This is a genomic window from Nesterenkonia pannonica, assembly GCF_019575955.1.
In the GTDB taxonomy this organism is placed as follows: Bacteria; Actinomycetota; Actinomycetes; order Actinomycetales; family Micrococcaceae; genus Nesterenkonia; species Nesterenkonia pannonica.
The window spans coordinates 1,720,569-1,746,029 of record NZ_CP080575.1; the positions used below are offsets into that span (position 1 = coordinate 1,720,569).

Consider the following 25,461-nt stretch of genomic DNA (forward strand, 5'->3'; position numbering starts at 1 on the left):
GGTGATTCACCGTGGAGACCCTGACCCTGCCCTTCCGCACGATGCGGAGACGCATCGCAGCGACGCTCTCGCCCCTAGTGCGCTGGCTTCCCAGGAGATCACCCGATGGACCCTGTGGTTCGCGTGGGCGTCCCTGATCGCCAACATCGGCATCATCCTCACGGGCGGCGCGGTGAGGCTCACCGACTCCGGGCTGGGCTGCCCTGAGTGGCCCCTGTGCACCGAAGACTCCCTCGTGTCCACTCCGGAGATGGGAATCCACGGGGCGATCGAATTCGGCAATAGGCTGCTCACCTACGTGCTGGTGATCATCGCCGCCGCCATGCTGCTCTCCGTCATCAGGCTGCGCCGCACGCACAGGCCGCTGACTGTGATGTCGGCGATCATCGTGGCAGGCATACCGATCCAGGCCATCATCGGCGGCATCACCGTCTGGACCAACCTCAACCCCTGGGTCGTGGCGCTGCACTTCATCGTCTCGGCAGGCCTGGTCATGGTCGCCACCTGATCCTCAGCCGGGTGCGGCTTGAGCTCCGCTCAGGCGGGCGCGCAGATGTGCCCCTTGCCTACGGTGCCGCCGACCGAATCGCGCGGGCGACCGCCTGGACCATCCTGGGGCGGCGTGGGCGGCCGTCGTGCTGGGCACCATCGTCACGGGCACAGGGCCTCACGCGGGCGACCCCGGCTCCCCCGCCACGACTTCGACCCGCAGCTCGTCACCCAGCTGCATGTGGTGCCGGTGTATATTCTGTGCGCGGCTGCCGCGCTGCTTCTCGTGCGCACCATACGGGCAGACGCCTCCTCCGCTCAGCGACGCGCCGCCTGGTTCCTTCTCACCGTCATCGTGCTCCAGGGAGCGGTCGGCTACTGGCAGCATTTCACGGGACTTCCCGTTCAGCTCGTCTGGGTGCACATGCTGGGGTCCGCTCTGACGATGGTCGCAGCCGCAAACGTATGGGATCGAACACTGGCGCGGTACCGAACCCGAGGACTCGGCGATCTGACGGCCCCACGGACGGCCGCGGCCGAACCGGCACTGAACTGACAGGCGCTCGGCCCACTCGGGGCGGAATGGCATCGGGCTCCATCCTGTTGGCCTCCATATGACTTCAGCACAACGCCCGCTCGCTGCTCGACCTCGCCAAAGTCACTGACGAGGAAACGATCGGCGAGGGCATCGCCCGATCTCTGCGCCTGGCCCAGACAGCAGACAGCCGCGGATACACGCGCATATGGTTCGCGGAGCACCACAACATGCCTCACGTAGCCTCATCGGCCACCTCCCTGCTGATTCAGCACATCGCGGCGAACACTCGAAGCGTTCGCGTCGGTGCGGGAGGAATTATGCTCCCCAACCACTCGCCCCTGGTCATCGCAGAGCAGTTCGGCACACTCGCTGAGCTCTACCCAGACCGCATCGACCTTGGGCTGGGACGAGCCCCGGGCACCGACGGAGCCACCATGCACGCGCTGCGCCGTGACGGCACTGAATCCGACCGGTTCAGCTCCGACGTGGTGGAGCTCTCCGGATATCTCACCGGAAGGTCCCGGGTGAAGGGCGTCAATGCCTACCCGGGCTGGCGGACCGATGTGCCGCTGTGGATCCTCGGCTCATCGCTGTACGGCGCCCAGCTGGCTGCGCAGCTCGGCCTTCCGTACGCATTCGCCTCGCATTTCGCACCCCAGATGCTGGACCAGGCAGCGCAGACGTACCGGCAGAACTTCGATGCCGCACACTCGCTCGCAGGCCCGGGCGCCGAGCCGCACTTCATGGCCGCTGCCAATGTCATCGCAGCCGATACGGAGCAGGAGGCCGCAGATCAGCTGCGAGCCGCGCAGAACGGGTGGATCAAGGCCATGCTTGGCAGGAACCGTGAGCTGACGGCGCAGGATGTCGAGGCGCTGCGCGACCATCCGGCGGGCCAGCAGGTCCTGGGCATGCTCAAGGAGACCGCAGCAGGCACTCGGGATGACGTCGTGGCGTGGTTGGACGCATTCGGCGACCGCGTTGAGGCGGACGAGCTGATGCTCGTCAACCTTGCCCCGGAGGAGGACGCCCAGCACCGCACTCTCGACCTGCTCGCTCCCTCTGAGCCCGCGCCGGACCAGCCTGAGACGCCTACCTACTCGGTCGCGTAGAAGAGCCGCTCGAAGACTGCTCGAGCTCGGCGAGTGCTTCGCAGGTAGTGCTCCTCAAAGTCGGCTGCGCGTCCCGGCCCGAACCCGCACCAGCGCGAGACCGCTTCAAGGTCGCGCCGGGCACTGGGCAGCACGTCGATCGTTCGCAGACCCCACACCTTGTTCCCGGAACGGACCCGGGTGCACAGCTTCCACGCTTCGGCCAACGTGTTGGCGTCGATCGGGCTGAGCAGCTGGTCGTCGACGAGGGCGTCCAAGCCCTGGAGCGTGGATGATGTGCGCAACCGGGGAAGCTCGTGAGCGTGCTGGAGCTGCATCAGCTGGACCAGCCATTCGACGTCTGAGAGGCCGCCCCTGCCCAATTTGACGTGACGATTGGGGTCCGCGCCCCGAGGCAGCCGTTCTGCCTCCACGCGGGCCTTGATCCGGCGGATCTCTCTGATCTCCGACTCAGTGGGCGCCGTGCCGTAGCGCACCTCATCCGCGACACGGACGAAATCAGCGGCCAGCTGAGGGCATCCGGCAATAGGACGCGCCCTGAGTAGAGCCTGACGCTCCCACACCGCGATCCAGCGGCGGTAGTACTCAGCATAGGAGTCAAGGGACCGTGACAGTGGGCCCTGCTTACCCTCGGGCCTGAGATCGGCATCGATCTGGAGCGGGCTCTCTCCTCACGGGTGGCTTCACCGGCGCTGACAGAAGCGCGGTCAGCCGCTGGGTCAGCTTCTTCGCCTGGTTAGCAGCCCCGGAGGGCTCCACACCCTCCTTTGCGCGATGGACGAAGAGAGCGTCCATATCGGACCCGTACCCGATCTCCTGTCCGCCCTGGCGACCCATGGCCACCACGAGGAAGTCGATCTGCTGACCGGACTCGCCGTACACCTCCTGCTCCGCAACGCGCAGCGCGCCCAGGGTGACCAAGCGATCCGCATCGGAGAGGGTACGCCCCACCTGCTCGGCAGTGAGAAGACCTACGGTGTCAGCGATTGCGGTCCGCAGAACCTCTCGCTGGCGGATCAGACGCACGAGCCGGACCCCGCAGTGGGGTCCCCGCCCTCGCGCTCTGTGTGTCGAGCGAGCGAGTGCTGGGCCTCGGTCCACAGCGCATCGAAGCTGCGCGGCGCGAGCCGCTCATCGTCTCCGAGCCATCGGGCGGCCTCCGGCGAGTGCTCCAGAAGGTCCGAGATGAAGCGTGAGCCCGAAAGAATGGCGGCCAGCCGCTCAGCGGCGACCGAGGAGTCCCGCAGCATCGTCATGTACCACGGGCTGCTGCCCAATGAGTCGGAGAGCCGGCGGAAGGCCAGCAGCCCCGCGTCGGGGTCGACGCCGTCGGCCAGCCACCCGAGCATGGCGGGCAGAACCCTTCGCTGCAGCTTGGACCTGCGGCTGACTCCTGACGTCAGGGCCTGGATATGCCGCACCGCGCCCGGTGCATCCATGTACCCCAGGGCTGCGAGCCTGGCCTGAGCAGACTCGGGCGAGAGCCGAACGTCTTCATCAGACAGTGCGGCCGTGGTCGACAGCAGCGGGCGGTAGAAGATGCGTTCGTGGAAGCCGGTCACCTCGCGCGCAACGGCCTTCCATTCGTCGAGCAGTTCGCCGGGGCTCGTCGCCGGGTCTCCTGAGGGCCTCGGACGGCATGGGCGAGGGCCCTCAGATCGGCCTCCTTCTCGGGCATCAGGTGCGTCCGGCGCATGTTCGACATCTGAATGCGGTGCTCGTACAGGCGAAGCCGACGATAGGCCGCAGACATCTCCTCGGCGTCATGGCTGGAAACGTACTCCCCGGTCTCCAGCGCCGCGATGGCCGAGACTGTGTCCCGCACTCTGAGGGAGGCATCGACACGTCCATGGACGAGCTGCAGGAGCTGGACGGTGAATTCGATGTCCCGCAGCCCGCCCCGGCCAAGTTTTATTTCCCGCGCCGCGTGGTCTGAGGAGATGTTCTCGAAGACTCGGCGCCTCATCGCTTGACGTTCTCGACGAAGTTTGTCTGGGCGGAGGCCTCCCACACCAGCGGCCAGATGGCGTCCATGTAGTCCTCCCCAGCGAGGCGGAGCCTGCGATGGGGCGCGCTTTGAGCAGTGCCTGGTACTCCCAGCCGTGAGCCCAGCGGGCGTAATACTCCTTGTGAGAGTCCAGGGTTCGGGACAGCGGGCCGTCTTTGCCCTCAGGACGGAGATTGGCGTCGACCTCCCAGAGCGCCTACTCGCCCGAGTTGGCGCCGATGATGCGCGATATGCCTACCGCCAGGTCGGCTGCGAGCGTCTGGGCGACGTCGTGCTCCATACCCTCGGGCGCTCGGTGCACGAAGATGACGTCTACGTCGGAGACGTAGTTCAGTTCGCGAGCACCGCATTTTCCCATGCCGATGACGGCCAGCTCCACCTCCGAGGCCTCCGGCCTGCGTCTGCTGAGCTCTTCGTGGGCAATGCGCAGGGCCACCTCGACTGCCGCGCCTACCAGATCCGCGAGCTGACGCGAAGCCCTGGGCTGGAACTCAGCGGGGTCTTCGGCGATGAGGTCTTCGAGCGCGAGTCGGGTGAGCTCGCGGCGGTACGCCACACGCAGGGCGGTCCCCGGCTGCTCCGCTGTGCAGGCAGATGCCAATCGTGCGTGCAGCTCCTCGGCGGAGGGGTCGCGATGCTCACTCGCATCGGAGAAGGGGCGAGGGCCTTCGATGAGGAGATCGACGTGCTGGGGGTGCCGGATGAGGAACTCGCTGAGCGCCTGGGACGCTCCCAGCAGTCGGAGCATAGGAAGGGCTGCGGACTGACCTTTCCGGAAGAGCTCGAGAACCTCCGGCGCCCGTTCCGCGAGACGGATCAGCAGCAGCAGCGCCTGATCGGGGTCCGGTGCGCAGCGCATCTGCTCAACCAGATCCTCGGTGGGGATGGCCTCCAGCTGGCTGTCCGCCAGGAACCTCTTGGCACGGGCAGTGTCCTGGAACCCTGCTGCGATCAGTCTTCGAACAGATTGCTCCTGCATGCCGGGCTCCTCTCTGCGCGCGGTATCAGACCGCGCCGAGGTAGCTGCTCACCTCGAACGGCGAGACGTTGACCCGGTAGGCGTCCCACTCCTGGCGTTTGTTCCGGAGGAATATTTCGAAGAGCTGCTCACCGAGAATCTCGGCGACCAGCTCCGAGTCCTCCATCTGACGGAGGGCTTCGTGCAGGGTGCCGGGAAGAGGCTTGATGTCCATGGCGCGGCGCTCGGCCGATGTCAGCGACCAGACGTCCTCGCTGGTGGGGTCGGGCAGCTCGTAGCCCTCGCGGATGCCTCTCAGGTAGGCGCCGATCACCGCAGCATAGGCAAGGTATGGGTTCGCGGCGCTGTCGATGCCTCGGAACTCCACCCGTGCGGAGCCACCCTTGTTGGGCTTGTACAGCGGCACGCGCAGCAGTGCGGAGCGGTTGTTGTGGCCCCAGGAGACGTGGCTGGGGGCTTCTCCTCCCCACAGGCGCTTGTATGAGTTCACGAACTGATTGGTCACGGCGGTGATCTCAGGGGCGTGCGTCAGAACGCCGGCGATGAACTGACGCGCCGTCGCAGAGAGGTTGAACTCGGTGTTCGCAGCGTAGAACGCGTTGGTGTCGCCCTCGAAGAGGCTGAAGTGAGTATGCATCGCCGAACCGGGATGATCGCTGAACGGCTTCGGCATGAACGTGGCGTACTTGCCGTGCTGGAGCGCCACCTCCTTGACGATGGTGCGGAACGTCATCATGTTGTCGGCCATGGTCAGAGCGTCCGCGTAGCGCAGGTCGATCTCGTGCTGGCCCGGCCCCACCTCGTTGTGGCTGAACTCCACAGAGATGCCCACTGCTTCGAGCATGTTGACGGTATGGCGCCGCAGGTCCTGGGACACAGACCCGGTCAGGTGGTCGAAGTAGCTTACCTGATCAGCGGGGTGCAGGCTCCCGCTGCTGTCAGGGCGGTCCGAGTCCAGCAGATAGAACTCGACTTCTGGGTGGGTGTAGCAGGTGAACCCCATCTCCGCAGCGGCATCGAGCTGGCGCCTCAGCACGTGTCGCGGATCCCCGCGGCTTAGCTTCTTCGTCAGGCGTCAGAACGTCGCAGAACATACGAGACGTGGGCTCGTCCTCTCCCCGCCAAGGAAGGATCTGGAAGCTGGAGGGATCGGGCTTCAGGAGCATGTCCGACTCGGAGATGCGTGAGAGTCCCTCGATGGAGGAGCCGTCGAAGCCCAGTCCTTCGCTGAAGGCTCCTTCGACTTCGGCAGGCGCCAGCGCCACAGACTTCAGGGACCCGACCACGTCGGTGAACCAGAGGCGCACAAACCGGACATCGCGCTCCTCGATGGTGCGCAGTACAAACTCCTGCTGGCGATCCATTGGCTCAAGCCTCCCTGCTGGGTGTTTCGTGCTATCGATCGTCACTCTACCCAAATGCGGAGACACAGTACTGTTGCACCCATGAGTTCCGAATCACCTTTGCATGGGGAGAAGACTCCTGCGGATCCTCAGACGGGGCAGCGCAGCGCTGAAAGAATCGCCCCGCTCGCATTCGCACGCACCACCTGCTCCAGCTCAAGGAGGCTGGGCAGAGGTTCACGATGCTGACCGCCTACGACGGGAGCATCGCCTCAGCGTTCGAGGAGTCTGGGGTGGAGGTGCTCCTGGTGGGAGACTCGGCTGCCAACGTGATGATGAAGTCGGGGACGACGCTGCCGATCACGGTGGACGACATGATGGTGTTCGCCCGGTCAGTGACCAACGCCGTGCAGCGCCCGCTGGTCGTGGTGGATCTTCCGTTCGGCTCGTATGAGATCTCTTCGCAGCAGGCTGTGGAGACGTCCGTTCGCTTCATGAAGGAGGCCGCGTGCACGCGGTCAAGCTCGAAGGTGGGGCTGAGAGGGCCGAAGCCGTCAGGGCGATCGTCGACGCGGGCATCCCGGTCATGGGCCACGTAGGCTTCACCCCGCAGTCAGAGCACGCCATGGGGCTACCGCGTGCAGGGACGCGGCGAGGCTGGGCAGAAGGTCATCGATGATGCGTTGGCCGTGCAGGAGGCAGGGGCGTTCGCCGTCGTGATGGAGATGGTGCCCGCCGATGTCGCCGCGGAGGCCGAGAGGCAGCTGGCCGTCCCGACGATCGGCATCGGAGTAAGCAACGCCACGACGGGACAGGTCCTGGTGTGGCAGGACATGCTCGGGCTCAATGGTGGACGAGTTCCCGGTTCGTGAAGCAGTACGCGGATCTGAGAGCGGTCGTTCACCAGGCAGTCGCCCAGTATCGCGAAGACGTCGAGTCGGGCGCGTTCCCTGCCGCGGAGCACTCCTTCTGACGCCTCCGGGACCGCCCGCTAGCCCTCTCGCTCCTCTTTGAGCATCTCGTCGTAGCTCTCGGACCGCTCCCGAGCCTGCTCGAGCGCCTGCTCAGCGGCCTCCCGGCTGGAGTAGGGCCCCATGAGGTGCTTCCAGCTGGACTTCCGCCCCTCCTCCACCTCACCTGTGGTCACGTTGTACCAGTACTCAGACATGGGCTCAGGATACGCCCTACGCCCTTCCGCGAGGGGAATGCAGGAGGCTGGAGCAGATAGGCTGTCAGGCATGTCACCAGCTGGTTCCGCCGCCCCTGTCGGCACGCTGACCAAAGGCACAGTCTCTCCCCGACGATCGGTGCCGCCGCAGATCCCACAGCCGGAGTACGTCGGAAAGCAGGTTCCCGAGAGCTACACCGGGCCGGACGCCTTCGATCAGGCCACCATCGAACGGATCCGAGCAGCTTAGTAGGCTCGCCGCCGACGCGATGGTCGCGACCGGGAAGCTCATCAAGCCAGGAGTCACCACCGACGAGCTGGACGCGTTCGCCCATGACTTCCTGACCCAGCGAGGTGCATACCCTCCTGCCTGGGCTACCGCGGCTTCCCAAGTCCATCTGCACCTCTGTCAACGAAGTGGTCTGCCACGGCATCCCCGACTCGACCGTGCTGGCTGACGGCGACATCGTGAACCTGGACATCACCGCCTACCTCGACGGTGTGCACGGCGACCACAACGTCACGTTCACCGTCGGCGAGGTGGATGAGGAGTCGCGGCTCCTCGTGGAACGGTCGCACGAGGCCATGATGCGGGCATCCGCGCGGTCAAGCCCGGCCGTCCCATCAATGTGATCGGACGGGCCATCGAGGTCTACGCTCGACGGTTCGGCTACGGCTCGGTGCGCGAGTTCATCGGCCACGGAGTGGGCCCCGCCTTCCACACCGGGCTGGTGATCCCCACTACGATGCGGCTCCCGACTACTCGCAGCCGCTCGAGCCCGGGATGGTGTTTACAGTCGAGCCGATGATCACCCTGGGAACCCGTCAGTTCGAGCTGTGGGAGGACGGGTGGACGGCAGTGACGCGCGATCGCCGCCGAACTGCCCAATTTGAGCACACACTGGTTGTCACTGAAGACGGCGCAGAGATCCTGACCCTGCCCACCGAGAACGCCTGAGGAGAAGAGGGACCATGACCTCTGCTGCTGTCAATCGTCCTGCCGGGGCGCCCCGGCCGCTGAAGCCCTCGGCCCGGCGAGCGCCGCGCTGAGGGATCTCCCGCGCTGCGCCATCGGCGTCGACGTCGGCGGCACAGGGATCAAAGGCGGCATCGTCGACCTCGAGGCGGGAGACCTCATCAGCAAGCGAGTCCGCTTCGACACGCCCCAGCCAAGCTACTCCTGAGGCCGTGCGGGACACCGTGGACCGGGTGCTGCAGAAGCTTGCCTCCCACCCCGAGTGCCCCGCGGAGGAGCAGCTCGCGGTGGGTGTGACGTTCCCGGCCATTGTGATCGACAACGTCGTCCTCTCGGCAGCGAACATCGATCCGTCCTGGATCGACTGCGACGCAGGTCAGCTCCTGAGCGCGCTTCCCGGCAGAACAGCGTGCCTGAACGATGCGGACGCTGCTGGGTTGGCGGAGGCCCGCTACGGCGCAAGCGACGGCAGGAGCGGCACGATCATGATGATCACGCTGGGCACCGGGGTGGGGTCCGCCCTGATCCATGACGGTGTGCTGGTTCCGAATTCTGAGCTCGGACACGTGGAGCTCGACGGCGTGGTAGCAGAGACGGTGTTCTCCGCACGTGCCCGGGAGAGGAACCAACAGCCGTGGGACGAGTACGGAAAGGGCCTGGCTCGATATCTTGCTCACCTGTGGCGCATCCAACCGGTGTCTCAGTTCATCATCGGTGGGGCATCTCCACTCGGGCTGAGGACTTCCTCCCCTATGTGACGGGCCTGCGCGCCGAGGTGTCCGTGGCCAAATTCCAGAAGAACGCAGGGATCGTCGGCGCTGCGCTCTTCGCAGCCGAACAGGCTCAGGCGGCAGGGCTGCGCGAGTAGCTGCTGACAGCTGCGTCTCCGCTACACTGGGTGACCGCATCCAGCACGCGCCGATAGCTCAGTTGGTTAGAGCACTGCGTTTACACCGCAGGTGTCGGGGGTTCGAGTCCCTCTCGGCGCACCGAAAGATCGTTGATATGACAGGGATCGAGGCCCAACACCTCGCGAAATGTTCCCAAATCACACGAAGATGTTCCCACGACAGGCATATGCTTGGGTAATGGCAACCATCGAGAAGCGCTCCGGTAAGACGAAAACCTCTTACAGGGTCATCTGGAGACACGACAACAACCGCTATGCGGAGACGTTCAGCAGCCTCGAGAAGGCCGAGGCATGGGTGAGGCTGCTCAAGTTCTCGAACAACGATCCGGTGGCGACAGAGAAGAATCTACGGCGCACGGAATCGACGGTCCCTACGCTCTCTGAAATCTCCGAGCGCTACATCGGCAACCTCATCGACACCGCCGACTACACGCGCACCAAGTACCGCACCTATATGCGCCACCACCTGCACGTCATCGACCACCCTGTAGACACCATCGGCGAAGAGGACATCGCCCGGTGGGTGGCATGGATGCACCGAGAAGGGAAGGGTGGAAAGGGTTACGCGCCCAAGACCATCAAGAACACGCATGGCTACCTATCCAGCCTGCTCCGATATGCCGTGAAGCTCGGGCACATAACGTGGAACCCCACCGAAGAGACACGTATCCCGAAGATGACACCAGGGAGTGAGCGCAATAAGTTCCTCACTGAGGAGGAGTTCTTCACGGTGCTTGGACATGTGGAGGATCAGTTCAGGCCCTACGCAGTGTTCCTGTTCTACACAGGTTTGCGCGGATCAGAGATGCTGGCTCTCACGCCCGAGGACTTCACTGTCGCAGACGGCATGACCTACGTGAGCGTCACTAAATCTATGAAGCGTGCAGAGACTGGTCCCGGCACCTATGTGGGCGAGCCTAAGAGTGAGAGTTCTCGGCGGCGCATCGACGTGGATGACGACACGATGTCAGTAGTGTGGCCGCTGGTGCGCGCTGCGGGGCACGGCAACTATGTCTTTCCTGTTGAGCCTATCCAAGAGGTGACCGTGCTCTACAGGCGCATGTGGCGTCCTGCGGTGAAGCGTGCGCAGAAGGCAGGCTTCACTAAGACGCCGAAGGTTCACTCTCTGCGGCACTCCCACGCATCCCACATGCTCGCCCTGGGACAGCCCATGCATGAGGTCTCACGCCGTCTAGGACACTCCAGTTTGGCGATGACTGACAAGGTGTACGCGCATATGGTGCCAGCGCGTCAGGGGTCCGCCAGTAAGCTCCTGCAGCAGTCGAAGAGGTCTCAGGCAGTAGAGCACGCACCTGCCGAGCTCACCGCCCATGGATGACGCGACCAGAGCCATCTACCAGCAGCTGCTCTCAGCTCACCAGGCGACCTACGGCGAGTAAGCCAGCGTGAAGATGCGCCACTACCTGCAGGGTCAGGCTGAGGCGCTGGTGCGCGACCTCGGGGTGAAGTCGGAGCGGCGCAGTCAGGCCGAGGGTGCCAGCGGGTTCATGGCCGCACCAGTCGAGGAGATGTGGGAGCACGAACGCAAGGGCGGCCGTGCGCCGGAGCGACGTTGGCGGCCGGTGCAGTTCCTGCGGACACGGGCACTGCCGCTGGGAGAGTTTCGGTAGGCACAGAAAAAGCGCCCCACTCAGCCGTAGCCAAGTGGGGCGCTCTTTCGTGGTGGTGCTACTTGGGTGTGGAGGCATCCTCTATGGGGTCGGCCTCCACGGGTTCCTTCTTGGGCGTGTTCGCCAGCGCGAGGCTGGACTCCCCGACTCCGAGCACGGCGGCCGCGATCAGTGCGACCGTTCCTGATGTGCCCTCGTCGAAGATCCCGTAAGCCACCAGCAGTGGCAGGACGGCGAGCACGATCCCGTAGATGTACTTGCGCTTCGTGCGGTCGGTAATGATGCGGTCGAGCATGTGTCAGTCCTCTTCCTTGTCGGCCTTGGCTGTGATGCGTGAGTCCACTTCGAGCTGCTCGGCGACCTCGGCGGCAGTGATCTTGACCTGCTCGGATCGCGCTGAGTCCATGGCGTCTGTCACAGCCTTGGCGAGTCCGGGCTTAAGGGAGTCGAGCTGCTCGGCCAGCGCCTTGAATCCGGCGTCCTGTGCGGCTTCGATCTCTCGGAGCTTCTGATGGTTACCCCGGTTGAGGTAGCCGTACTGGTGGGCGCGGGCGATCTGATTGTCCTTGGTGGACGGGTTCTCGTTCACGTAGTCCAGGCCGCGCCAGCGCTGGACGGCATTAGCCATCCATGCGCGCCAGTCGTTACTGCGCATCCGTGACCAGATGTTCGCGGAATACTCGTGCGCACGGGCGAGCTGGCTGTCTTTGGTCGAGGGGTCGTCGTTCACGTGGTCGAGGCCACGGTGGCGCCAGACTTCTTCTGCGGACATGACGGTTCCTTCCAGGGTGGGAGTTGATGCGGGGTGGTGCCGGTTGCTCCGGCTTCGAGGCGGATGAACTCGGCCATGAACTCAGCGCGGGGAAGACGTCACGCGGGCCGGTGGGGTCTGTGCGATCACTCTGCAAGCTGCCGTGGTAGACAAATCCCCAATGGCCAGCGCGTGCCTGTGCCCCGGTGATGTACCGAGCGGGAACGGGCGCGAGTCCCTGGGACACGCACCAGCGGGAGTACTGGTGAGCCATGCGTGCCATGCCTTTGATGAGGTTGTCGCGCCAGGTCTTGCTGATCCGGTCCCATTCGTCGGCGCGGCAGTTCGCGGTGATCCCGGCGGCGAAAGGGTTGATCGCTGGGGCGTGCCAGGTGTACCAGGACCAGGGCGCGTACTGATTCGCGGTGCCGTACACGTCGGCACCGGCGTTGTAGGAGCCGGGCCCCAGCCGAGTGTGAATGAACTGCCACAGAGCCAGCAGAAATGACCCGGCTGCGGACTCTGATGTGTGAAGGCCCACCTGTGGGATCTTCGGCCGAGCGTGTCGGTAGGTGCGTGCGGCTTGGGCGAAGTTGGGGTTGGTGCCGTGGGTGCCGATGAAGCTCATCAGTGCCCCACCCGCTCCCCTGCTGCCTCGCGATGGTGTAGCTCCTCCACCTGTCGGTCGATCTCGGCGCGCTCTTCGTCGGTGAGTTCATCGAGGCTCTGGTCGTCCTCTGTGCGGTAGGGCTCGATGGTGGTGTGCCATTTCTCGGCCATGCGTGCCTCCTTGGGCATGAGAAAGGCCCCGACTCTGCGGGGCATAGTGGTTATTCGGGGTGATGCGCTTCCGGTGGTATCGGTGGTGGTCGGTCCTGCAGGCGCAGGTCGTGCCAGTCGGCTTCGATCCATCGCGCCCATCCGAAGAGGGCTTCATGGGCCTTCTGCCAGCGGTTCAACCTGCTCTCCATGGCATCCATCCGGGCGGCGACTGCGCGCGCCTCAGTGACGGCATAGTGCGCTAGGTCAAGGGCTGTGCTCTGGCCCTCAGTGCCCGGTGACGCTGGAGTGTGCGTAGTGTCCACCAGATAGTTCTCGCGATCCCTGCGCTCCAGTGAAGGTGTGCCCGGTTTCTTGCCGAAGAACACGCCCGCCAGCGTGCCAATCAGTGCGATGCTTGCGACGATGATTGCTACCCAATGCTCTGCTTGCATACGTCACCCCTCAGTGAACTTTTCGGCCTCTTCTCGGGCATTGAGAATGCGCTCACTGAGGTACAGCCCGCGTGCTTGACCGGCGTAGCCGATAGCAATTGACGAGGACATGACGATCGTGACTATGGCGTTCGGGTTTCCGGTGGAGAGCACTGAGATGCAGTACCCGAGCCATGCGCATGAGAACGCGAACGCGCCCCCGTACTTCACGCGCATGATGTCCTTCTTCGACCAGGCTTTGCGGGGAGTAATGGCCGCGTGAAGGAACCGTGTCGCACCTACGGCCATGGTGATGGAGAGCATGACCAGCACCCACCAGGGCAGGCCTTCGAGGGCGCGGCTGATGATGAACTCCGGCGCCACCGCGGGCAGTAGTAACGCGCTAATGATGAGCGACCCGACCGCAATCGAGATGCCCAGCGAGTCCGAGTAGAAGCGGTCTCGCAGCTTCGGCGGCTCATGCCGCGTGATGTACTGACCGGGCATGGCTACTGCCTCTCGTAGAGGGATGCGACCTCGTTCGGCGGCCAGTGTGCCTGTGAGGTGTGGTCCTGGATGACGAAGTACAGCTCTCCCTCGTAGGTGAGCGCGTCACCGTTGGAGTAGTCCACGTTCGCCTCCCAGGCTTCCGTGGCGGGCTCGCCCGACTCTGACTCGTCGTCGTCAGGTTCGTCGTCCTCGTCCGGCTCAGACTCAGACTCGGGCTCGATGAGCTTCCAGTCGTCGGCGTACTCGTCAGGCGAATGCACGACACCGTCACGCTTGGCCTCGTAGACCTCACCGTCCGTCCAGGTCATCCTCATGCCCGTGTTGTACGCGTCATGCTGACCACTAGGACGATTGAAGGGCGGGTAGATGGTCTCGCCAGTATCAGGGTCAACCTCTGGCTTCATGATCCATCCACTTTCGCCTGGCTCCCACACGTTATGGTCGATGGTCGAGATCCAGGTGTGCCCTCCGTGGACGCGCTCTGAGCCTGCCATCGGTCGCGATAAAGGGGATGTCGGGGCACCCATTCATCGCCATCCTTGATTCCCGACGCCTGTTGGTACTCGGCGATGGCGGCCTCGATCTTCTCCGGTGAGGCGTCGAGTCGGCGGCGGAGGTTCTGCTCCTGCATGATTGACCGGCGAAGCTGGGCCAGCTCGTCGTCGGAGAGACCCTGGATGCTTGGGAAGTCACTCAGCGGCATCGTTGATCACGTCTCCCCGTGCTGGCTGCGCAGAGTCTCGTTGGCTTCGCGCAACTTCTGGTTCTCCTCGCGCAGCTTCTGGTTATCGGCCTTGGCCTCGTCGAGCTCAACTTCGGCGACCGTGTTCTGCAGGGTCAGGTTCGCGATCTGCATGGCCTGCTTCTGGATGACGGCCTGTGCGGTTTCGTTCTTCATGCTGCTGCTCCTTCGAGTTCGGTGACGCGGGCCTGCAGCGCCTTGATTTCAGTGAATGCCGCCTGGATGATCCGGTAGAGAATGCCGGTGCGCGCCAAGGCCAGGCGGTCATAGAGCACTTCCTCGATCTGTCCATCCGGGCCGTACGTGATGAACTGCTCCCCGCCGTACTCCTTGACGGTCTCGGCAACCACGCCGGGGATGCGGCGCAGCTGGATCGCGTCATGCAGAGACTGGTCCTTTTCAGTGAACGGCCTCGGCTGTTCGTCCATCTGGGCCCGACGCTCGTACTCGCCCCGGTCAATCCAGTCGATCAACGGAATATCGATCAGGGATTCAGGCACCTCGAGTTCCTGCTGGTCGAGCTTGTAGCGCGACGCTGAGGAGCTGCGTCGGAAACGGCCCGACGAATCAACAGCTACGTTCGCTGAGGCGCCCGTGGTGTTCGCCCAGGTGCTGAAGTTGTCGATATACCCGTTGTCGATGGACAGCGACATGCCATCCTGAACACGGATGGCCAGCTGCGCGTTCGAGGTGGCGGGACTCTGGCCCATCCACCCCAAGGTGCGGAAGTTCCCGAACGTGAATCGAACCCGGCTCGAGAGCTCCATTTCGATGTCGCCCTGGAATCGTGCGCGGCCCTCAGCGCCCGGCTCGAACAGCATGTACTGGTCGTCCTGAGTGGTGCCGCCCACGCTGATTCGCTGACCACGGAACTGCATTAGCGCCCGCTCCTGCTCAACGCCGAGGAACGGGTAGGCAGTGTCGTCATCGTCGCCACCCAGGTCGTTGTAGACCATCGAGAGGCGGCCCATGGTGGCCCGTGACTTGATCGTTGAACGGTTATTGCCGGAGAAGAACCGGATATGACCGCCATCTGCGGTGTCCTCCAGTTCGATCCGGTTGCCGTTGAACGCGGTCCGGAAGGTGCCCGTTGCGGTGAGGTTGCCGGTGCTGGCCGAGAGGTCGAAGCGGCGGTTTCCACTGCCGTCCCAAGCGCGCAGACCGGCTTAGGCTGGAGCTTCACGCCACGGTTCGACTGGCTGTGTGTCTGGAACGTCGCCGCGGTGGCGACCACACCAGTCCATGAATTCGACCTGATCTGATCCGCGTCAAGCTCTAGGAACTCCGCTGAACCTGCGGCGATCTTGTTGCCGACCGCCTCGTTGAAGAACAGGTTCTCCAGCTCGGCTTCGGTGGCCTGCAATAGGCCATCAATAACCATCTTGCCACTGTTTGCCTGCGTGACCGTCGGCGCATACATGCCGATGTGCGACGTGGTCCGCTCGAAGTAGAGCAGGATGAACATCGTGCGGATAGACCCGATCTCAGGGACTGTCCACGAGTAGTCCAAAGTGTCGCCGGTACTCATTCCGGCGGGCCAGTAGTGGCGACCTTCCTGGTAGATAACCCCGTCGTGATCGCCCAAATACCCCACGCGGATGCCCAGGCGATGATTCGAGTTGCTGTTGTTCATCTGCTTCGCGGAGAACCAATACTTCTCGCCAGGCCGAGCCTCGAGCCGTTCACGCCCGTACTGGACACGGAACTCACCACTAATCCCGCCGGAGGGGCGAATGATGTTGGTGTCCCCTGCGCTCCACCAGAAGTAACCGATCTCATCCTCAGCGGTGTCGTGTCTCTGCCAGCCGCCCTCCATTCCCCACTCACGCGAGAACTGCGGGTCAGTAATCAGGTTGGTGTAGTTGCCCACCACCATCTTCTGAGTGCTCACAGACTTGTCCTTGAGCAACGTGCCGCCGATCAGCGCCTGATCGAAGTCGGCCATGCGGCCCTGAATCAGGTTCACCATGGCGTTATCTAGGAAGGCCGCAGACGCGGTGAACTCTACGGTGTCCACAGCACGGGACTTCACAGCACCGTCCTGCAGCGCCACGTCACCGATCCAACCCTCGCGGGCGTCAACCCGGTCGAACACTGCAAGCTGGCCCCACAGCTGCTCGACCACAGCCTCGTTGATACTCGCGCCCGAAGCGGCGAGCTTCCCGACACTGATGGAGCTGAAAACCTCATCGCGCAGAGGCAGTTTCTGCCAGCCGCCCGATTCGCGGCGCCAGATCCCAACGATGTCGTCACCATCGGTCTGGTAGTAGATGGTCCCGTTGACCGCAGGGTCTCCGAGTGTGCCCTCAGTGTCGCCGTCGAAGTAGTCAGCGACCCGAGCGAGGGCGTCCTCTTCGGTGTCAGCGACCCCAACCATCCACGCGTCGGAGTACGAGGCACCATCAGTCGGCGCCGACCAGGACGGGCCGCCCTGATACCAGAGGATCGCCAGGATGTTATCGAACGGCTCATCCGGGATCTGCGTAGCCTGCGAAAGCCGTCCAGCAGAAAGAGGTATCTCCTGTGATACCGGCGGGGTGATCGCGACCTCAGTGGAACCCATGCGGAACTGGAAACGGAGCCTTACGTGGGACGCGCCGCGACCTTCGCTCTCGAAGCCACGCCGCACATCAGCCGACAGCGCCATCCAGCGGCCAGGGTCGCACGCGACCACCCCAGAACAGGTTGGCGAACCTGAGCGTTCGCGGTGGCGCCATTGAACTCGACACGCAACGCCCGGCTACCGTGGGTTACCACCCACGAGGATGTCGGGTTGCCCAACTCTCCGCCGGTGCTGGTGTGTGTCAGCCTCTCCAACCCCTGCTCGAAGCTGGGGTTGGCGATGAGGTTGCGCTGCACGTCAATGCCATTTCGACGCTTGGCAGACGTCGAATCATGCGGTGTGCCATCCCACGCGTAGGTCTCCCCGAACGCCCCGGTCTCATCGTCCGGCTCACCCTCGCCGATGTGGACCCGCTCACGCCCTGAAAGCATGTCGTTGAGCTCGTTGAGCCGCGACGTGTCTGCCTTCTGCGCCAGCGTCTCATCCAGCTCCTCAGTGACAGCGCGCAGGGTGTCGAAGACTTCCGGATCCCAGTTCTCGTCCCACTCCACGCGGAACTGGTCGAGGGATGTAGCCGTTTCTGAGACCGTCGCGGAGATCGACTTCTCCAGTGCCGGGCCGACACGGGTGTTCAGATCCTCAAGCGTGGACTTCAGTGGCGCCGGGTCAAACAGCGGCGGGACATCGACCACCAGCGGCTCAGACAGCTCAGAGAGGGTCCGGCCGTCCCAACCCTGCATCTGATGCCAGATCGCGAACTCGCCGTACCCGTTGAACCCGATCATGGACGTGCCGCCGCCACGGGAATCAATGTCGCTGCCACGGAACACCCGAGCACTGTCCCGCGGGCTAGGGATGTCACCGTTCTCGTCCAATGGCGCCACCAGCGTGAGCATCAGGCCGAACCGCTGCGGGATCGTGTGCGAGTTCCCGTCGTGGTCTTGCCCGTTCCAGCGGGTCACGGCGATCCCGTAGGTGCCCATCTCCTCGAGAATCGGCATGGAGGGGCGCGGCTGCGGGCCGGAGCGGCTACGGCCGCCATCAGATGGGCGACCAGAGTCGCCGAAGAACTGCCCCGGTTAGTGCCCGTGGACAGCGATGGTGGCAGGTACGAGAGCACCAGGCGGTTCTCTGAGGCGTCCGAGCTGGTGGTGACAGCGGTGACCTCAGCGCGCAGGCGCGCGTCGATGTCGTTGTCCCACACGTAGACCCGGTCACCCAGCTGCAGCTCCGCCAGGTCGAAGTCATCCTGCCCATCAATCGGCTTCGTGGCGGCGGCGGTCAGCGTGTAGGTGATCTGCGGGTACGCCTCGACCGCGAGCCGGGCGGCAGCGTCGCGCTGCATGTTCGCCGCGAACTCGTAATCGTTGTCAGCCCAGTGGTCCTCCTTGCGGAACCGAGCCCGCGCCTCAGCGATCGAGAGGCCCCGCGAATGGTAGTACCCGTAGTCCTCCACTGGATCGAGGGCGACGTCGTCGGCCATCGTCGGATAGATGACGGTCGTGACCGGCTTGCGCTCGACCTTCTCGATGTTCTCGAGCTGACGGCCGTAGGTGAACACGTACTCGTGGTCGGTGCCACGGGTGCCGGTGATGTTAATCCGACGACGCAACGAGTCGAACCACAGTTGTGCGTCCTGGTGCCGCGCCAGGAAGTGCAGGGCATCCAGGGCGGTAATCTCGTCGAAGTCTGCCCGGCCCTCACGAATCCCGGTGGTCTCACCACGGGTCCAGCGGGTGCCGGACACTGCCTCATCGATGGCGCGGTTCAGTGTCCAGTTATCCGGCCGGTAGTCCACGAGCTTGAGTTCCGCCAACTCCGCCTGCACCTCGTCAGCAGTGATCACAGCACGGTCAGCCACTCGGTCACGATGGACCTTACGGATGCCGAAGCGGCGACCCTTGAAGATCAGCTCCTGCTCAGAGTTGACCCCGTCCGCCTGCTCCAGGGTGGTCGTGACCCGAAGCTCATTGGTCGAGTCATCCCGGTCATCGAGTACCCACTCGGCGTCCTGAACAACACGGATCGGCTCAAGCTCCCAGTCCAGGAGCGCCACGGGTGCGGTGCCGTTGGTGGGCATGGAACCTCCAGAGGGCATAGAAAAAGCGCCCGGTCAGAGGCGCTCGGAAGTTAATGGGAAGTTGAAGGCGCTAGATCCAGCGCTCCTGGTAGCGGAACTCGATCGGCCCGCCGGGGTGGCGGGAAACAGAAGAACCGTCTCGCACCTGCGGGTAGGAGCCCTTGATGTCTTCGACGTTCAACACCCCGCCAACACGGGTTTCCATCCGCTCGCAGTCGATGCGGATTTGCTGGCCCTCACTGATCTGCCGATCAACTCTCAGCCGCACCCCATCCACCTCAATCCAGGCGGAACCGACTGTGCTGCTGGTCGTCCAGACGATGACCGGCTGAACGAAATGGTTGGTGCCCACTGAGATCAGTCCACCCGCGATCGTGGTAGTGACGGTTGACCCGTAGAGGAATGGCTTTGGGCAGTAGAACGTCATCGTGCCCTGGTGCATGTGCGCATAGTCCGAGGACTTCGACAGCCCACCCTCGGCGGCCATGAAGTACCCGTCGAGGTGGCTCAGCTCCAGCTCCACCAAACCCCGGCGGCTCATCAGGCCATTTAGGACACTCTCGACCCGGCGGTGCTCCGTCAGCGCCGCGTGGGACGCTTCCTTGGCGACCTTGAGCGTGTACGCGACTGTAACTGTCCGCGACGGCAGTGTCCGCTCGATCAGCACATCCCCATCACGGCCCGGCGCGTCACGGATGCCGAGCTCACTGCCCAGCAACCCGTCACCGGAGATGCCATTGACGGTGAACTCGGCACCCTCGTCCGCCATAGCCTCGTTGATCGACTGGTAGGCGTAGGTGATCTCAACGTCTTCCGCCACTGGGCCCCTACTGTCACGGGCCGACTGGTCAGCCAGCCCCTCGGATGCTGCGCGGATCACGGACGGGTCACCCATCGACACCTTCACCCGGCCGTCCACGAACCGTGCGAGCCCATCACTGCCGAACTCCACACGGGCGCCCACCAGTGTCGCCTCAGCCGTCATCACACCGCCGCGGCCGCCGCCAGAGACGGCACCGCCGGTCGCGTACGCCGGAACCATGTCGCGGCCAGAGGGCCGCTGCGGCTGTGAGCCCGTCAGGCCAGCACGGAAGGCATAGACGCCCTGCTGGCCTCCCATGAGTTGAACCTCGCGGGCAGTCAGCACGTGCTCACCGTTGGACACGGCGGCGATGATGCTGTCCGACGTTCCCGTGCCAGGACCACGCACAGAGCCACCACCAGAGAACTCTGGGATGCTGTGATTCGCCATCCGGCCAGTTCTGGGGCTGTTGCTCTGGTGGATCGTGGTGACCGTGTGAGTGTGGTTCGAGCGTGTCTGCCGACCATCGATGCGGTCCAATGAATTGTTTGTCTCATCGGCAACCCGCTTCGCCTCCTCCGACATCCACGAGTCGATGCTGACGCTATCCGGGACACCCAGAACCTCACGAGTGAGCTCACGCGCCGCATCCTCAGAAAGGCCGAACGCCTGGGCTGCCTCGAGTAGACCGTCGTACGTCCGGCGAATCTTGCCCTGCACCTCATCCTGAGATGCACCGTTCTCAGCCATAGCTGAGGCAGCGTCCATGCCAGATCGGGCGACGTCCTGGAAGGCGCCGTTGGCAAGCCGCCCGGCCTCTGTGGTGAGGTCGAAGTCGGTCTTGTTCTTGTTCAGCATCCGGCCCATCTCGCCCTGTGATTCCTTCACCTGCGAGATAGCTGTGTCGACGCCGTCGATCGCTTCATGGAAGCGCGCGGTGGCATCACGGGCGCTCATGGTGAGGATGCCAGCCTCGAACAGAACATCGAGGAACTCGCGCAGCGAATCCACGGCGCCGTCGGCCGAGACCCCGACATCTTCAAGGGCGGTCTCCAGCTCCATCGCCGCGATCTGTGCCTCAGCCTCAGCCCGCGCAGCGTCCTCCGCGGCGTTCGCGACCCCCTCGATGCCGCCAGCCGCCTCAATGGCCGCCGGTACAGTGTCCTCGAAGGCCCACTTGAGGAGCTCTTGGCGCTCAAGTGCGATGTCATGTGAGGCCGCGAAGCCGTCGAGCTCTGCCACGTAGTAAGCGAAGGTCTCCCGAGCTCCTCGAGGCTTCGTCCGTTGTCCCGTGAACCTTCGGTCAGCTCCGACATCTGGGTCGTAGCCTGCTCGATGTTGCCCTCGGCCACCAGGGCCTCGAAGGCCGCGTTGGTGTTGTCTACCTCTTCGCGGAACTGGCGAATGTGGTTCGGCTCAAAAGCGTCGGGCACCCATTCCAGCCACGCCCTTGAATCCAGGGTTTTAAGGACGTCCTCGAAGTTGCTGAGCTCGATCGAGGCGCCGTGCACACCTGTGCTGATCTCCAGGCCAGCGTTCCCGAGGAGATGCCCGGCGTGCTCACCACTGATGGCGAGCTTGTCGAGCTCGGTCTTGAGCTCCTCAGCTTCACGCCCGGTCTCACGGAAGTGGTCCTTGACTCGCGCCATGGCGTCGAAGGCGATGAACCCGGCGACCAGCACGCCCGTGGTGCGCCCCAGATTCCCCAGGATGGTGTTCGCGCGGCCCCGGACTGGCGCAGTGCCGTCAGGGCCGTGGCGGACTGCATGATGCCCGGAGCGAGCAGGATGAATGACCCTGCCGCCAGGGCAGCTGCGCCACCTGCGGCACTGATCCAGGCGACGGCGTTCTGCGCGACCGGGTTGAGCTCGTTGAACCACGTCACGGCGCCACTGAGGTTCGTCACTAGACCCTCAAGGGCTGGGAGGAACGCCTGACCGAGGGTGATGGCCGCGTCCTGGATGTTGGACCAGAAGGCGCGCACCTGGGCGGCGACGGTGTCGTAGACGTAGCCTCTTCACCCAGTGCGGTCGCGTCACCGAACGCCTCGTTACCGCGCTCCATGCTGTCAGAGAGCATGTCGTTTATGGAGGCCAGGTTAGTGAAGGCCATAATGGTGCGTTGCTCAGTGACACCCAGCTCGGACAGTGATTCCTGCACACTGGTGCCCTGCTCAGCGGCTTCGCCCAGGCCGACGACGAACGCCTCCAGGGCGGCCGCAGAGTCTTCCTGCCAAAGGTTGGAGAACTCATCCGCAGCCATGCTTACCACGTCTGCGAATCCTTCGAGGGACTCCCCGCCGCTGGTGACGGCGTCGTTGATGTCGTACATCATCCGGGACACGGCGGTGCCACCGGCGGCCGATGCGACACCAACAGAGGTCAGCGCCGTCGCCAGGCCGAGCACGTCGCCCTCGCTCATGTTGAAGGCAGTACCGGCACCAGCGATCCGCTGAGCCATGTCCATGATTTCGGACTCAGTGGTGGCCGAGTTGTTGCCAAGGTCCACCACGGCCGAGCCGAGGTTGCGCATCTCCTCGGTCGGAGTGCCCATGACGTTCGCGAACCGTTGCATCGAGGTCGCGGCCTGCTCCGCGGTCATGTTCGTCGAGACGCCCATGTCGATCATGACGCGGGTAAACTCTTCGACGTCGTTGACGTTCACGCCCAGCTGGGCGGCCGCGGCGGCCACGGCGGCGACTTCCTGGTGCGTCGTCGGCAGCTCCGTAGCGATGCCCCGCAGGGCCCCTCAAGCTCATTGAGCTGCTGAGGGGTGCCGTCCGTACGGCGCATCACGTCAGTCCAGGCAGTCTCCCAGTCGATGGCCGCCTTCGTCGCCATACCCAGGGCGCCGACAGTCAGGGTGCCGAAAGCCGTAAGGTGACGACCCAGCTGCTGCATCTCGGGCTGGTTGATCGCACTGCGCAGCTTGTTCCCGAAGTCGTCAGCCTCGCCGCGAGCCTTCCGAAGGTTCGAGTTGAACTGGTCGACCTGCGCCTCGAGAATCAGCTTTACGCGGCGATCAGCCATAACCGGGCCTCCTCAGTTGTGCGAAGATCTAGAGATGCGTGAGGGAATGAAGGCCACAGGGACTGCTTCACTGGCGGCGCTATGCCTGGTCACGATCGGGGCGTGCGGAGGTCAGGTAGAGAACGGCGATGCGGATCCGGCGGATGAGTCGGCGCCGGTGAGCACCCCGAGCGAGACACCCGAGAGCGACGGACAGGCCGCCAGTGATGAGTGGGGTGACCAGATGTGGGACGACCACGTCGAAGACCTCGTCGCCTGGTGGAACAAGCACTACGACGCCGACTGCGACATCACAGAGGCCGACTGCTACGAGCACTTCTCTGATGGCGACGAACTGATGGCCGACTTCGGTGCCGCGCTTACGGAGAGCGACTCATACGAGAGTCAGCCGGACTACGTCGCGCCGGGCTTTGCGGGCGAAGTGACTAGAACGGCCCGAGCACTCGAGCGCTACTCGCACGCCTGCCCCGCAGAGACTGACTGCGACGCGATGGCGGAGGGTCTGGAAAGTGACGTCTACGAGGTCGTCTCCGAGACCGACACTTGGTGGGACTGAGGCTTCAACCCTCGGGGTCCAGTACCACGTAGGACTTCTCCCCGGCTCTGCGTCGCGGCGCTTACCATCCTTGCCCTTCATGGCTGATTCGCTGGCCGCGCAGGCGTGACAGATACTGCTCTTGGTCTCGTACCAACCCTTATTCTCTTCCGAGTGGGCGACGATGACCGGCTTGCCGCAGCCGCAGAGCCCGTCCTGGTAGATCGCGTGCGCCAGGGTCAGGCGCGCATCCTTCTCGCTCCAGGTGTCACCACCCAGCAACCAGCGCGACGGGGCTGGCAGTAACGCTCAGCGAGCCCCAGGATTTGGATTACTCGGCGGTATCGCCCTTGTTGGCGCCAGAGGACTTCTGCAAAAAATCCGCATCCGGCTCCTTCACTTCGGTCTGCGCCAGCTGGTAGGTGGCCTTGAGCTTCCCGAACTCCCCGAGGCCCAGCTTCGTGTCCAGCGCCTCGATGTTCTCCGCCGTCCACTTCACTTCGCGGCGCTCACCATCGAGCGGCTTCACCGCCACCACGGACTGGCCGACCATCGCGTACCAGAACTTCGCGGCCGCGGTCTGACGGTCCCAGTTCTTCTCTTGCTCGAGCTTGTCGAAGCGGTCCTTGATCTCCCGCATCTCTGGCCCACTCAGCGCCCGGCAAAAGACGGTGATTACCGAGCTCGCCAGCTTCTCCAGCTTGGCCTCGTACTTCTCCTGCAGCTTCGAGATCTTCTCCAGGGACCGCAGAGTGCCCTCGCCGCCGGTGTTCTCGTCCTCGATCTCCTGCTTGATGGCTTCCAGTTCACCCACTAGGTGACCGCCGCTGAAGATGCGGCAGGAGCGTTCAGGAAGGTGCGCGTCCTCCAGCCATGCGTCCAGGTCGAAAGTCTCAGGGTTCAGCTCTTCAGTCATGTCAGGCTCTCCTCGTTCGGGTACAGCAAAGCCCCGACGAGACATGCTCAGCCGGAGCTCAGAAAGGAAGTGGCGTCAGGCTCTACAAGGGGTGGACCAGCGGCGGGGCGAGAGCCTGACGAGCAACCCCGCCGCTGGGATCTAAGGGTGGTCAGCTGCCGGTGCCGGTGCCCACCGTGCCGTTGTCGTACACCTGGCGAGGCAGGAGACGAACGTCGAAGGCGATGTTGCCCTCCAGTGCGCCACGCTTGGGCAGGTCAACCTCGAAGGAGCCGCCCATGTCGTAGATGTCGCCGTCCTCCCATTCGTCGCTGGACCACTTGCCGGTCTCGCGCTTGTAGACCCACAGCTCGGAGCCGACGTTGTCGATGAACTTCTGCGCGGTCGCGTCGTCGCTGTCCGTGTCCCCGCCGGCGGTGAAGCCGCGCTCCACACGCATCGACGCCTCGTGGTTGCGGTTGGTCACCATCTGTGTCTGCGAACGGGACACCAGCTTCGTGTTCGGACTCGTGTCCGAGTCGGCCGCGGTGAACACGAACGACGGCATATCGATGTCCGCCGAACCGTCATGCCCCGCGTTGAGCTCCTCAGCAGTCGGACGCTCAGGGTTCTCGGGCTTGTCTTCCAGGATGGTGAGCTTGATGCGCCCCTGGCTCAATCTGCGGCCCATTCATGGCCTCCTTCATCAATAGGATCTTCCGGGGATTCTTCTTCTTGCTCCTGCACCTCAACCTCGGCGGGCGTCTCCCGGAAGGCTGAACAGGTCTTTGCGGCGCTCATATCGAGCACGCGGGACTTCCATCTGGTGCCCAGTGCGCCTAGACACCACCACGATTGGTTCCTTCATCACGGCTACTCCTCATCTCGGTGAGCGACCAGCGTCAGCTCGTCGATGGCGTACAGCGGATACAGGCCGCCCTCCAGGGAGATGGACGGGTCTTGGTCGACGGGCTGCAGGCTCTGCAGGCGGATGCGCTCACACACGAAGCCCTCGATGCTCGGGATCTGCCGGTTCACTGCTTACCGGACGCGCTCAATAAGCCATGTCATCGAACCCGGCGAGGTGGCCGCATAGGTCAGCCGGATCGTCGCCGACCAGTCCTTCGGAAAATCCGCCAGCGTCGGAGCGTCCGGACCGCTGCCGCTGTACTCAGTCGGCAGGGCGCCCCAGATCGTCACGTGGGGT

The 25,461-nt window shown here is 64.1% G+C and carries 30 protein-coding genes, 1 tRNA gene and 5 pseudogenes; 11 read left to right on the forward strand and 25 right to left on the reverse strand.

The window, feature by feature from the left end:
• Window position 1: 1 nt before the first annotated feature.
• The 3 genes from K0H76_RS12340 to K0H76_RS12350 all read left to right on the forward strand — a co-directional run bounded on the left by K0H76_RS12340 (window position 2) and on the right by K0H76_RS12350 (window position 2,139).
• Window positions 2-508, forward strand: coding sequence for a COX15/CtaA family protein (locus K0H76_RS12340; RefSeq protein WP_258933173.1), 507 nt, complete (start codon window positions 2-4; stop codon window positions 506-508).
• 114 nt (window positions 509-622) lie between these two features.
• Window positions 623-1,045, forward strand: a complete 423-nt coding sequence (locus K0H76_RS12345) for a hypothetical protein (protein ID WP_258933174.1) — start codon at window positions 623-625, stop codon at window positions 1,043-1,045.
• A gap of 83 nt (window positions 1,046-1,128) precedes the next feature.
• The gene (locus K0H76_RS12350) at window positions 1,129-2,139 is read left to right on the forward strand and encodes an LLM class flavin-dependent oxidoreductase (protein WP_258935406.1); all 1,011 of its coding nucleotides are present in this window, start codon (window positions 1,129-1,131) and stop codon (window positions 2,137-2,139) included.
• On the opposite strand, the pseudogene K0H76_RS12355 reads toward K0H76_RS12350, so the two are convergent.
• Both K0H76_RS12355 and glnA read right to left on the reverse strand, forming a co-directional pair.
• Window positions 2,124-5,126: pseudogene (locus K0H76_RS12355) on the reverse strand (bifunctional [glutamine synthetase] adenylyltransferase/[glutamine synthetase]-adenylyl-L-tyrosine phosphorylase). The gene K0H76_RS12350 and the pseudogene K0H76_RS12355 overlap by 16 nt on opposite strands.
• A 25-nt stretch (window positions 5,127-5,151) precedes the next feature.
• Window positions 5,152-6,490, reverse strand: a pseudogene (gene glnA, locus K0H76_RS12360) (type I glutamate--ammonia ligase).
• A 170-nt stretch (window positions 6,491-6,660) separates the two neighbouring features.
• On the opposite strand from glnA, the pseudogene panB reads away from it, so the two are divergent.
• Window positions 6,661-7,442, forward strand: a pseudogene (gene panB, locus K0H76_RS12365) (3-methyl-2-oxobutanoate hydroxymethyltransferase).
• A gap of 18 nt (window positions 7,443-7,460) precedes the next feature.
• Here panB and K0H76_RS12370 read toward each other — a convergent pair.
• Window positions 7,461-7,637 carry an SPOR domain-containing protein gene (locus K0H76_RS12370; protein ID WP_258933175.1) on the reverse strand — a complete coding sequence of 59 codons (177 nt, stop codon included), beginning with the start codon at window positions 7,635-7,637 and terminating at the stop codon, window positions 7,461-7,463.
• A 70-nt stretch (window positions 7,638-7,707) separates the two neighbouring features.
• Between K0H76_RS12370 and K0H76_RS12375 the strand changes: the two genes are divergently transcribed.
• The 6 genes and pseudogenes from K0H76_RS12375 to K0H76_RS12400 all read left to right on the forward strand — a co-directional run bounded on the left by K0H76_RS12375 (window position 7,708) and on the right by K0H76_RS12400 (window position 11,154).
• Complete coding sequence (locus tag K0H76_RS12375) at window positions 7,708-7,887, forward strand: hypothetical protein (RefSeq protein ID WP_258933176.1); 180 nt, start codon at window positions 7,708-7,710, stop codon at window positions 7,885-7,887.
• Window positions 7,888-8,054: 167 nt separating this feature from the next.
• A pseudogene (locus K0H76_RS12380) lies at window positions 8,055-8,595 on the forward strand (M24 family metallopeptidase).
• Between the two features lie 88 nt (window positions 8,596-8,683).
• Window positions 8,684-9,481, forward strand: a pseudogene (locus tag K0H76_RS12385) (ROK family protein).
• Window positions 9,482-9,528: 47 nt separating this feature from the next.
• A tRNA-Val gene (locus K0H76_RS12390) sits at window positions 9,529-9,602 on the forward strand.
• A 99-nt stretch (window positions 9,603-9,701) separates the two neighbouring features.
• Window positions 9,702-10,862, forward strand: coding sequence for a site-specific integrase (locus K0H76_RS12395; protein WP_258933177.1), 1,161 nt, complete (start codon window positions 9,702-9,704; stop codon window positions 10,860-10,862).
• A gap of 67 nt (window positions 10,863-10,929) precedes the next feature.
• The gene (locus K0H76_RS12400; protein WP_258933178.1) at window positions 10,930-11,154 is read left to right on the forward strand and encodes a hypothetical protein; all 225 of its coding nucleotides are present in this window, start codon (window positions 10,930-10,932) and stop codon (window positions 11,152-11,154) included.
• 58 nt (window positions 11,155-11,212) lie between these two features.
• Here the strand turns inward: K0H76_RS12400 and K0H76_RS12405 are convergent, their stop codons facing one another.
• The 17 genes from K0H76_RS12405 to K0H76_RS12485 all read right to left on the reverse strand — a co-directional run bounded on the left by K0H76_RS12405 (window position 11,213) and on the right by K0H76_RS12485 (window position 22,824).
• A complete protein-coding gene (locus K0H76_RS12405; RefSeq protein ID WP_258933179.1) occupies window positions 11,213-11,449 on the reverse strand; it encodes a hypothetical protein in 237 nt (78 codons plus the stop codon).
• Window positions 11,450-11,452: 3 nt separating this feature from the next.
• On the reverse strand, window positions 11,453-11,782 hold the full coding sequence (locus K0H76_RS12410) for a hypothetical protein (RefSeq protein WP_258933180.1): 330 nt from the start codon (window positions 11,780-11,782) through the stop codon (window positions 11,453-11,455).
• 16 nt (window positions 11,783-11,798) lie between these two features.
• The gene (locus K0H76_RS12415; RefSeq protein ID WP_258933181.1) at window positions 11,799-12,533 is read right to left on the reverse strand and encodes a hypothetical protein; all 735 of its coding nucleotides are present in this window, start codon (window positions 12,531-12,533) and stop codon (window positions 11,799-11,801) included.
• Window positions 12,533-12,685, reverse strand: a complete 153-nt coding sequence (locus K0H76_RS12420) for a hypothetical protein (protein ID WP_258933182.1) — start codon at window positions 12,683-12,685, stop codon at window positions 12,533-12,535. Before K0H76_RS12420 ends, K0H76_RS12415 begins: the two co-directional genes overlap by 1 nt.
• A 50-nt stretch (window positions 12,686-12,735) precedes the next feature.
• A complete protein-coding gene (locus tag K0H76_RS12425) occupies window positions 12,736-13,119 on the reverse strand; it encodes a hypothetical protein (protein WP_258933183.1) in 384 nt (127 codons plus the stop codon).
• Between the two features lie 3 nt (window positions 13,120-13,122).
• The gene (locus K0H76_RS12430; protein ID WP_258933184.1) at window positions 13,123-13,605 is read right to left on the reverse strand and encodes a hypothetical protein; all 483 of its coding nucleotides are present in this window, start codon (window positions 13,603-13,605) and stop codon (window positions 13,123-13,125) included.
• A 2-nt stretch (window positions 13,606-13,607) separates the two neighbouring features.
• A complete protein-coding gene (locus K0H76_RS12435; protein WP_258933185.1) occupies window positions 13,608-14,012 on the reverse strand; it encodes a hypothetical protein in 405 nt (134 codons plus the stop codon).
• On the reverse strand, window positions 14,009-14,311 hold the full coding sequence (locus K0H76_RS12440) for a hypothetical protein (protein ID WP_258933186.1): 303 nt from the start codon (window positions 14,309-14,311) through the stop codon (window positions 14,009-14,011). Before K0H76_RS12440 ends, K0H76_RS12435 begins: the two co-directional genes overlap by 4 nt.
• 6 nt (window positions 14,312-14,317) lie before the next feature.
• Window positions 14,318-14,506 carry a hypothetical protein gene (locus K0H76_RS12445; RefSeq protein WP_258933187.1) on the reverse strand — a complete coding sequence of 63 codons (189 nt, stop codon included), beginning with the start codon at window positions 14,504-14,506 and terminating at the stop codon, window positions 14,318-14,320.
• Window positions 14,503-15,306 (reverse strand): hypothetical protein, encoded by an 804-nt coding sequence (locus K0H76_RS12450; protein WP_258933188.1) that lies wholly within the window; start codon window positions 15,304-15,306, stop codon window positions 14,503-14,505. Before K0H76_RS12450 ends, K0H76_RS12445 begins: the two co-directional genes overlap by 4 nt.
• Window positions 15,228-16,727: a hypothetical protein gene (locus K0H76_RS12455; RefSeq protein ID WP_258933189.1), complete on the reverse strand. Its 1,500-nt coding sequence runs from the start codon at window positions 16,725-16,727 to the stop codon at window positions 15,228-15,230. Before K0H76_RS12455 ends, K0H76_RS12450 begins: the two co-directional genes overlap by 79 nt.
• A gap of 206 nt (window positions 16,728-16,933) precedes the next feature.
• A complete protein-coding gene (locus tag K0H76_RS12460; RefSeq protein WP_258933190.1) occupies window positions 16,934-17,896 on the reverse strand; it encodes a hypothetical protein in 963 nt (320 codons plus the stop codon).
• Window positions 17,872-18,993 (reverse strand): phage tail protein, encoded by a 1,122-nt coding sequence (locus K0H76_RS12465; RefSeq protein WP_258933191.1) that lies wholly within the window; start codon window positions 18,991-18,993, stop codon window positions 17,872-17,874. Before K0H76_RS12465 ends, K0H76_RS12460 begins: the two co-directional genes overlap by 25 nt.
• Window positions 18,994-19,063: 70 nt before the next feature.
• Window positions 19,064-20,857, reverse strand: a complete 1,794-nt coding sequence (locus K0H76_RS12470) for a hypothetical protein (RefSeq protein WP_258933192.1) — start codon at window positions 20,855-20,857, stop codon at window positions 19,064-19,066.
• Window positions 20,749-21,477: a hypothetical protein gene (locus K0H76_RS12475; protein ID WP_258933193.1), complete on the reverse strand. Its 729-nt coding sequence runs from the start codon at window positions 21,475-21,477 to the stop codon at window positions 20,749-20,751. The genes K0H76_RS12470 and K0H76_RS12475 overlap by 109 nt, the downstream gene beginning before the upstream one ends.
• Window positions 21,478-21,700: 223 nt before the next feature.
• On the reverse strand, window positions 21,701-22,486 hold the full coding sequence (locus tag K0H76_RS12480; protein WP_258933194.1) for a phage tail tape measure protein: 786 nt from the start codon (window positions 22,484-22,486) through the stop codon (window positions 21,701-21,703).
• On the reverse strand, window positions 22,456-22,824 hold the full coding sequence (locus tag K0H76_RS12485; RefSeq protein WP_258933195.1) for a hypothetical protein: 369 nt from the start codon (window positions 22,822-22,824) through the stop codon (window positions 22,456-22,458). The genes K0H76_RS12480 and K0H76_RS12485 overlap by 31 nt, the downstream gene beginning before the upstream one ends.
• A 34-nt stretch (window positions 22,825-22,858) precedes the next feature.
• Here K0H76_RS12485 and K0H76_RS12490 point away from each other — a divergent pair, with 34 nt between their 5' ends.
• Window positions 22,859-23,380 carry a hypothetical protein gene (locus tag K0H76_RS12490; RefSeq protein WP_258933196.1) on the forward strand — a complete coding sequence of 174 codons (522 nt, stop codon included), beginning with the start codon at window positions 22,859-22,861 and terminating at the stop codon, window positions 23,378-23,380.
• Between the two features lie 310 nt (window positions 23,381-23,690).
• On the opposite strand, the gene K0H76_RS12495 is transcribed toward K0H76_RS12490, so the two are convergent.
• The 5 genes from K0H76_RS12495 to K0H76_RS12515 form a co-directional block, all read right to left on the reverse strand.
• Window positions 23,691-24,275 carry a hypothetical protein gene (locus tag K0H76_RS12495; protein ID WP_258933197.1) on the reverse strand — a complete coding sequence of 195 codons (585 nt, stop codon included), beginning with the start codon at window positions 24,273-24,275 and terminating at the stop codon, window positions 23,691-23,693.
• Window positions 24,276-24,426: 151 nt separating this feature from the next.
• Window positions 24,427-24,945 carry a hypothetical protein gene (locus tag K0H76_RS12500; RefSeq protein ID WP_258933198.1) on the reverse strand — a complete coding sequence of 173 codons (519 nt, stop codon included), beginning with the start codon at window positions 24,943-24,945 and terminating at the stop codon, window positions 24,427-24,429.
• Window positions 24,930-25,064: a hypothetical protein gene (locus K0H76_RS12505; RefSeq protein WP_258933199.1), complete on the reverse strand. Its 135-nt coding sequence runs from the start codon at window positions 25,062-25,064 to the stop codon at window positions 24,930-24,932. Before K0H76_RS12505 ends, K0H76_RS12500 begins: the two co-directional genes overlap by 16 nt.
• 63 nt (window positions 25,065-25,127) lie before the next feature.
• Window positions 25,128-25,292, reverse strand: a complete 165-nt coding sequence (locus K0H76_RS12510; protein WP_258933200.1) for a hypothetical protein — start codon at window positions 25,290-25,292, stop codon at window positions 25,128-25,130.
• Between the two features lie 3 nt (window positions 25,293-25,295).
• Window positions 25,296-25,454, reverse strand: coding sequence for a hypothetical protein (locus K0H76_RS12515; RefSeq protein WP_258933201.1), 159 nt, complete (start codon window positions 25,452-25,454; stop codon window positions 25,296-25,298).
• Window positions 25,455-25,461 lie beyond the last annotated feature (7 nt).